The following is a 6712-nucleotide window of genomic DNA, read 5'->3' as shown; positions in this document are numbered from 1 at the left end:
AAGCGAACCATCGCGCAATGGTTCGGGCCGTCCCGGATCCCATGTTCCGTGTCTCAAAGGACGGGCTGTTCATCGACTTTATCCCGGCCGACGGTTTTGAACTATTTACGGGCCCGGAGAAGTTTCTTGGACGTTCTCTGGAGCAAGTGCTTCCGCCGCATATTGGCACGAAGGCTCGGAAGACGATTTCGGACGCCCTGCGAACCAACGATGTGCGGAGTTTTGAATATGAGGCGGAGCTCAACGGACGCTTTCGACACTTCGAGGCGCGCGTCGTACCAGATCGGTCGGAATCCGTACTGATTCTCGTCCGGGACATATCAAAGCGCCGCGCCGCCGAGCTGGAACGTGAGCGGCTTCTGCTTGAGCTGGAAGAAAAGAACCGTGAACTGGAGCGGTTCGCTCGTACGGTATCGCACGACCTCAAGAGTCCGCTGATCACGATTCGCGGTTTCCTCGAGGTACTGGAAGACGATCGTGCGTCCGTCAGTCCGCGGGCTGGCGAGGCCCTGGACCGAATCAATTCTGCCGCAAGAACCATGTTGCAGCTGCTGGACGAACTGCTCGAGTTGGCCCGTGTCGGAAGGCTCGTAAACCCGTCCGAGACATTCGCATTTGGTGAACTAGCTCGATCCGCGGTTGATTATGTGGCGGGCCGCATTGTCAAACGCGGAGTGCGGGTAGATATCAAGCCGGATCTTCCGTATGTATTCGGCGACCGAATACGTCTCCTGCAGGTTGTTCAAAACCTGATCGAGAACGCGGTCAAGTTCATGGGCACCCAGCGCCAGCCCCGAATCGAGGTGGGCGCGGAGGATCGCCACACCGACGTGTTGTGTCACGTCCGGGACAACGGATCTGGAATCGATCCGAGAGATCTCGACCGGATATTCGGCGTCTTTGATCGACTTGAGCGCGACGTTGAAGGAACGGGCCTGGGGCTTGCGCTGGTGAAACGCATCATTGAGGCGCACGGGGGACGCGTATGGGCCGATTCAGAAGGTCTCGGCCGGGGTACAACCGTGTACTTCAGCCTTCCCAAGGAAGGGATGACGGAGGCACGCCTGTCCTCCAGCTCTGCTGCCTGAGTACGTCGCCTGGTGCAATCACCGGTCATCCAGAGCAACAGGCGAACTTGTGCCTTTCATCAGTATCGTGAAGCTCCGGCCCACGCAGCGACTCAACTCGCTCAGATGACGTTCAGCCGCTCGAGTGCCGCAAGATTCACCCGAACATGTTCCGCCGATGCGTCGAGCAGGCTCTTCTCGGATGCGTCGAGTTGAACACCCACAACCTCCTTGATGCCTTCTCGTCCGAGCCGGACAGGCACACCGATGAACAACTCGTTTAGTCCGTACTGACCTGAGAGCCACGCCGCGGCTGGAAGAACACGGCCAGAGTCCTTTACGATTGCCTCGGCCATCTCTGCAGCAGCCGCTCCGGGGGCGTACCATGCCGACGTACCCATCAACTTTACGATCTCGCCTCCTCCGGTCTTCGTCCGGTTCACGATGGCCGTCAGCTCATCCTCACCAATCATCTCGGTGACCGGGATGCCGCCGACAGTGGTGTATCTCGGCAGCGGTACCATGGTGTCGCCGTGACCGCCCATGAGCAGCGCCTGGATGTCGCGGACCGATACGTTCAGCTCGACCGCAAGGAATGCTCGAAATCGTGCCGTGTCCAGAACGCCGGCCATGCCCATAACCCGCTTGCTCGGAAACCCGCTCGTGATGTAAGCCACGTACGTCATCACGTCGAGAGGATTAGAGACGATAATGAGTATGGCATCCGGGCTGTGTACAACGAACTGCTCGGTCACCGACTTCACGATCTTGGCGTTGATCGACAGAAGATCGTCCCGGCTCATACCCGGCTTGCGCGGCGACCCGGCCGTGATGATGCAGATATCCGATCCCGCCGTGTCTGCATAATCATTGGTACCGATTACGCGCGTGTCGAACCCGTGAATCGGTGCGGCTTCCTGAATATCGAGCGCCTTCCCCTGAGGCAGGCCGTCCACGATATCGATGATGACGACCTCACTTGCCATGTCTTTTTGTGCAACACAGTCCGCCACCGTGGCGCCAACATTACCTGCGCCAATAACAGTAATCTTCATCAGTAACCTCGCTGGGTACGCTATGACAGGTTTAGTCACATGTGCCGGAAATCGCGTTCGACCCACGACTCCGACGCTCACAAGGAAAGTGCATCCTGGGAGCGACTTAGGCAAAGAGGGAAACCCTGATTGTTCAAGATTTCTCGAAACCACTCCGGGTCCGCCAATCTGTATTCCATAGCGGTGAGGAGGAGGTATTTGAGGGTGGTTCTGTCGACGCTCCACCGTGTGTGGCAGGAGTCGTCGGCAATACCCGGGAAGGATGGGACTCCGGCTTTAGTCGGTCGGAGTCGAGGTCGATATTCCCTGCATACGCCGCCGCCAATCCACCGAACGTCCATCCAAATCACGTTGTGAACGAAAACCGCTCGCATAGCCGACGTCGGTTCTGGATGGTCCTGCTGGTACTACTTCCGCTGGCGGTCGTCTTTCACGGCAGGACCCCCCGCTACGCACTACCCGAGTCCGGCACGCAGATCGACGCACTGTCGGTTTCCGAAAGTCCCGACTGGATTGCCGTGACAAGAATCGGTCGCCTTATCTCTCGCGTACCGCACGCTCGCATCGTCTTTCCGACGGCGCTGATCCTTTCTGTCTGGTTACTGACGATTGTCATCGCGTATGGTCGCGACATCTATTTTCAGAACAGGGACAAGAAGGTTGAGGCGAAGCTTTTCGATGAGCTGGTGAACCGCTCCCGAGTCGGATATTGTTCGAGCGACGCCGAGTCCCGTGTCGAAGAGTGCAACACAGCACTTGCGGACATGCTTGGCCTTGCGCGTGCCGCGGTCGTCGGGATGTCTCTGCACGATCTTGGTCTGGATCCCGATCTCCTTGTGCCGGGTGACGTCACCTTCGGGTTGATTAACTGTCACGACGAGTCCCGTCTTCCCGTACTTATCGCAGCCATGGAGGGTGACGAAGAGACCGGTCTTCAGGTGATTGTTGCACCCCTGCCCGGCGATGAGGTGGGTGTGGACTCGATGCCCGATATGCACGCCCGGGGAGCGCGGAAGGATCAACTCAAGCGTGACTTTCTTCGAAGTCTCAACCATGAACTGCGTACTCCTCTCACCGTTATTCTCGGCAGTGCTTCGATTCTGGAATCAGACGTGTCGGCGGGCAACGCCGACCTCGTCGATGCCATCAAAGTGGGTGGCGAGCGGCTGTTGCATGTTCTTGAGGCGATGATGTTACTCTCGGAACTGGAGGCCAGCAGTCAGGACGCTGGCACGGGTGCCGTCGAAATCGGCGCCGTCGTGCGGGAGGCGGCGGCTGAATTTGCCGGGCCGGCGCGGGACAAAGGACTTGCGTTTGACGTCGTCGTACCAGAGGAGTTGATCTTCGCCTCCGCCGACCCAAGAGGCGTCCGTCAGATTATCGGGCAGCTGATCGACAATGCGATCAAGTTCACGGATGAGGGTGGAGTCGAGCTGGTCGCAGCGCGTACCGTTTCGTCAGTCTACTTCTCGGTGCGTGACACCGGTCGCGGTATTGAGCCGTCCGTCCTCGAGATTGCTGCCACGGATTTTCGCGAGACGCCACTCTCAGGTCGAGCAACCACGGGGATCGGGCTTGGCCTGGCGCGCTTGATAGCGGAGCGCATGCACGGCCGGCTGGAGTTGGAGAGCAAGCCCGGCGTTGGTACGAGAGTAGACGTATATCTGCGGGACGCTTCACGCCCGGCCAACACCGAAGCGACCGATCCGATCGCTGCCTGAGACGACGTCCACAGGCGCTGCCTCTCTATTCATCTATTCAATTGTGTCGCGGGCCCCGGTTCGTTACTTTTCTGATAGCCGGACCCCCACCTGAGCCGGCACATTCCCACATTAAACGCGACGCCGAGATCCTATGTCGATCGACGACGTCACCTTCGTGGTCACGGACACGGAGACCACCGGCGCTATAGCAGGTCGGGATCGCCTCATCGAGATCGGGGCTGTCAAGATCCGTGGCGGGAAGGTTGTTGACCGTTATACGCAGCTGGTAAACCCTGGCTGTGCGATTCCGCATCGTATCACGCGTCTCACGGGGATCAGCACCTCGATGGTGTTCGATCAGCCGTCCGCGGAGAGCATCCTCCCGTCGTTCATGCACTTCCTGTCGGAAGGCGTGTTCGTGGCACATAATCTTGCCTTTGATCGCCGCGTGATCAACGATGAACTCCTGCGGGCGGGTATGGGCCCCATGGACAACGAACAGCTCTGCACGCTCCGACTCGCACGGCGCCTGCTTCCGGGGCTGCGGTCAAGAGGCCTCAGCAGTCTCGTCGACTTCTTCCAGATCCAGATGGAGCGTCGCCACCGTGCACTGGACGATGCCGAGGCAACGGGCGAGATTCTGCTCCGTCTCCTTTCGAGGGTGGCGCTGGAACTTGGCTCAACATCGCTGCAAGATCTGCTTCACCGGCAGCATCAGGCGTACGGTCGCACCGTTCCCAGGCATATCCGATCCATTCGATCCTCGTTGAAAGGACGCTTGCCGCGACGACCCGGTGTCTACTTCATGAAGGATGCGGACGGCCGCATCGTGTATATCGGCAAGGCCAAGAGCCTCCGGAGTCGTGTCAGTTCGTATTTCAATGCGATCGAGGCACAACCGGCGCGCGTCCGGCAGATGCTGGATGTCGTTCGGGACGTCAGCTGGGAAGAGACGTCCACGGAGCTTGAGGCGCTCCTTGCGGAATCACGCCTCATCAAGGAACTGCGACCACGATTCAACCGCGCGCTGAAGAGGTATTCGACCCGGCCATTCATCAAGCTTGATGTGAGTTCGCCGTTTCCGGCGATATCATCTGCCAGATATATCGTCGACGACAAGGCAGAGTATTACGGGCCGGTTCGGGGTCAGAAGTATGCGGCGTGGGTTGTCGAGCTCATCAACCGCATGTTTGGATTGCGCGAATGCGATGAACGGACGCTCAGTTTGGGCCGGCGATGCTTCTACGGTGAGGTGGGTCGCTGCCGGATGCCCTGCGAGGACGACGACCGGTCAGCGTACGACGCCCAGGTAGAGCGCGTACGTGACTTCCTCCAGGGTAAAGACGGTGAGATCGTTGCGCGTCTGGAGAAGGAAATGCGAGCATGTGCGGAGCAGGAGCTATTCGAAGACGCCCGCCTGTATCGCGATTCTCTGGAGAGATTGCGGCGGCTGATCGATCGCGATGAAGTGATCGCCGCGCCCGTGTTTGCCAGAAACGCGGTGCTCATCCTACCTGGAGCGGATGAACTCCGGACACACCTCTACTTCATTCGCTTTGGGCGTCTGGCGCGTACTCTTGAGCTGTCAGCAGACCCGGCTGACGCCGAGCAGCGATCCGTCCGGTTTCTCGTCGGCAAGGTGTTCAATGCGAATGAGCCGAGGCCGGAACGGTACATGAGAGAAGAGATAGATGAAGTACGCATTCTCGCTAACTGGATCTTCAGCAACCGGCGCAACACGACGACACTGCACTGGTCGGCGACTATGCGTGGTTCCGAATTCGCAGCGGAAATAGTCGACGCCGTCGCCGCACTGTCGGGGACCGAAACAGTGAATGAGTCGGTCGCAGCAGCCTGATCGACATAACCAAATAGACGACACTCATGAGTACCGCTTTTGAACTGTCCAGACTGAACGTCGGCGAGATCCTCGAGCGATCCATCAGGCTTCTTCGCCTCACGTTTTCTCGCATCGGTATCGTGTTCGTGCTTCTGGCAATCCCGACGGCGTTGTTCTTCGGCGTGGTGATGGACGGTTTCTTCTCTGCCATAATGGACTCAGCGCTTGGGGGAGGCGTGCGCGACTCAATGCCAGAATTTGCAGTCGAATTGGTCGGCTGGGTTCTGTTCATGATCGTAGGCGTCATCATCGTGCTGGTGGTCGAACTGATTGCCCTTGTCGCCATGCAGATGATCGTATGCGGTGAGGTGGTCGGAAGGCACATCGGGACTCGGGAGGCCTTCGAGCTGACACTGGGCGTGCGACTCTGGCGGGCGATCTTGCAGAGGCTCCTCGCTGAGTTTGCTGTTGTAATGGTGATCCTGGTGCCCTACATGGCAGTCGTGCTGGCAATAGCGCTCGATGCGGGTGCTATCTCCATTCTGGGTACGGTCGCTGCCGTCGTGTTCGGCATATACTGCGTGATATACCTGAAGGTGAGATGGGCCTTCGGTACCACGACGATTGCCTGGGAGGATCAGTCGGTGCTCGGTGCGTTCGGCCGCAGCAGCGAACTCGTTGCCGGAAACGGCATGCGGACCTTCGGAATTCTGGCGTTGTTCGCGATCCTTGTCGGAATTCTCGTTTCGGTCGTCATGACGCCCTTCCAGTTTCTGATGTTCAAAGACCTCTTCCTTGCCGGGCTCAACCAGGCGCAAAACGTGGCCTTGCAGGGTGAAGCGGACATCCTCAAGTCGTTGTCGGGCATCGGTTTCCTATATGGCGTTATCGTAGCACTGGCAAGCCTCGGCACGACCACGATCAAGTCCGTCTACCTGCCTGTCTTGTACTTTGACCTCCGGGCGCGCAACGCCGAATTCGATTCCGCGTGAACGGTCGAGACGTGCGATCTCTCATGGATCGGGCGGGAGTGTGGGTACGGAGGAT

At 58.7% G+C, this 6712-nt stretch carries 5 protein-coding genes; 4 read left to right on the top strand and 1 reads right to left on the bottom strand.

The features are described from left to right. Nucleotides 1-1088: PAS domain-containing protein (locus HKN37_03405; GenBank protein ID NNE45687.1), on the top strand; the 1088-nt coding region annotated here is incomplete at its 5' end. Nucleotides 1089-1189: 101 nt separating this feature from the next. Here the strand turns inward: HKN37_03405 and mdh are convergent. Continuing rightward, the gene (gene mdh, locus HKN37_03400) at nucleotides 1190-2122 is read right to left on the bottom strand and encodes a malate dehydrogenase (protein ID NNE45686.1); all 933 of its coding nucleotides are present in this window, start codon (nucleotides 2120-2122) and stop codon (nucleotides 1190-1192) included. Between the two features lie 353 nt (nucleotides 2123-2475). On the opposite strand from mdh, the gene HKN37_03395 reads away from it, so the two are divergent. The 3 genes from HKN37_03395 (at nucleotide 2476) to HKN37_03385 (ending at nucleotide 6657) form a co-directional block, all read left to right on the top strand. Continuing rightward, nucleotides 2476-3843 (top strand): PAS domain-containing sensor histidine kinase, encoded by a 1368-nt coding sequence (locus HKN37_03395; protein NNE45685.1) that lies wholly within the window; start codon nucleotides 2476-2478, stop codon nucleotides 3841-3843. Nucleotides 3844-3976: 133 nt separating this feature from the next. Then, entirely contained in the window at nucleotides 3977-5683 is a 1707-nt protein-coding gene (locus HKN37_03390; GenBank protein NNE45684.1) for a DEDD exonuclease domain-containing protein, read from the top strand. Nucleotides 5684-5709: 26 nt separating this feature from the next. Next, nucleotides 5710-6657, top strand: a complete 948-nt coding sequence (locus HKN37_03385; protein NNE45683.1) for a hypothetical protein — start codon at nucleotides 5710-5712, stop codon at nucleotides 6655-6657. The last annotated feature ends 55 nt before the right edge of the window (nucleotides 6658-6712 follow it).

The organism is Rhodothermales bacterium, from assembly GCA_013002345.1.
Taxonomy (GTDB): domain Bacteria; phylum Bacteroidota; class Rhodothermia; order Rhodothermales; family JABDKH01; genus JABDKH01.
Note: the sequence above shows the minus strand (reverse complement) of the source record. Positions and strands in the feature narration are given on the sequence as shown.